The sequence below is a fragment of the Bartonella sp. AA1HLJMS genome, assembly GCF_042197445.1.
Lineage (GTDB): Bacteria > Pseudomonadota > Alphaproteobacteria > Rhizobiales > Rhizobiaceae > Bartonella.
Window position 1 is genome coordinate 1 of sequence record NZ_JBHIRW010000177.1, and the last position, 1,402, is coordinate 1,402.

Annotated in this window: 1 protein-coding gene; it reads left to right on the forward strand. The window is 35.2% G+C overall.

Going from position 1 to position 1,402, the window contains the following annotated elements; genetic code table 11:
• The first annotated feature begins 457 nt into the window (after positions 1 to 457).
• Positions 458 to 1,255: a hypothetical protein gene (locus ACFIQE_RS10390; protein WP_375637986.1), complete on the forward strand. Its 798-nt coding sequence runs from the start codon at positions 458 to 460 to the stop codon at positions 1,253 to 1,255.
• Positions 1,256 to 1,402 lie beyond the last annotated feature (147 nt).

The window sequence follows — 1,402 nt, forward strand, 5'->3', positions numbered from 1 at the left end:
TTTTGGTACTTTTTTTTAGTTTATTCATTCTTTCTCATGTTGCATACACGCAGTTTAATAAACATGTCCATTTACGCACTACATTTTTATGCTAAAAACCAAAAGTAAAATTTAAAATCACTTGATATTCAATTAGGTAGGTATCAAAATGAAAAAAATTGAAAAAAATAAAAAATACGTATTGACATTAAGGAAAGGTTCGTTTAATAAGGTTGGCAAGTGCTTAAAAACCACTAATAACTAGCGGGTAAACCACGATAAGGTTTCTCCCATTTCTTAAAATACTGACTTTCTTTTATGCTGTCATTGGCATATAACGATTTTGTCGGGTGTGCTTATACCATACAATACCCTTCGCGAGGGGAAAGTATAAGCAACGGACTAGTTACCGTGTTTTTAGCACCCGGCGCCCTTATGGGGTGTCAATTAAAAACTCTAAATAACTAGGATTACTAGCATGAACGCTACAGTTAAAAATCAAGAATCTTCCTTTTTTATTACAGATGATAATGGCTCTTTTAAAAAGAGAGAGTTTGCAAAAAAATACGAATTTACAGGTGAAACAATAGAGGTTGGCTTTAAAACGCTTCATAGGATTAGAGCTTTAAGAGATTTTGGAGATGTCAAAAAAGGGGACCTCGGCGGCTTTATAGGTAGTGAATACAATTTATCGCATCATGGCAATTGCTGGGTCGGAGGTAAAGCCAAGGTTTATGCTAATGCAAGGGTTTACGATAATGCCGTTGTAAGTGGTTATGCTCATGTTAATGTGGAAGCTTGTATTTATGAAAACGCCCGTGTTTATGGCAAGGCGGTTGTAGGTGGCTTTGTTTATGGAAATGCTGAGGTTTATGGTTTTGCACGTATTTATCCTCGTGCAAGAATTTATGGGAATGCTCACGTTCATTATAATGCTTGGGTTTTTAATGATACACATATTTTTGGTAATGCCAAGCTTTCTGGATATGCTTGCATTTATGCTGATGTAAAAGTTTATGGTAATGCCAAGGTTCTAGGCTTTTCAAAACTTTATAAAAATGCACACGTTCATGGGAACGCTGTTATTGAAGGGCATGCTGAAATTCATGGGATTATTTATGGTAATGCAAAAATATCAGGTTATTCAAAAATTTATGGGAAGGTTTCAGGCAAGGCAAAATTAAGAGAGTGTGATTTTGTTCATAGGGAAGGTGAGGTTTATAGTGGCAATAAAGTCATATATAACTCGAATAATATTTTAGAAAAAGCAGCGTAAATAACGGGGCGGGGGGCTGCTTTATAGCAAAAAAGCCGCGTCCTTTAAGACACGGCTTTTGTTTGCAACTGGAAACTTATACATTTTAAATGTTAAAATATATTACACAAAACGTGTAAAAATGCAAGCCTTAATACATAAAAACCG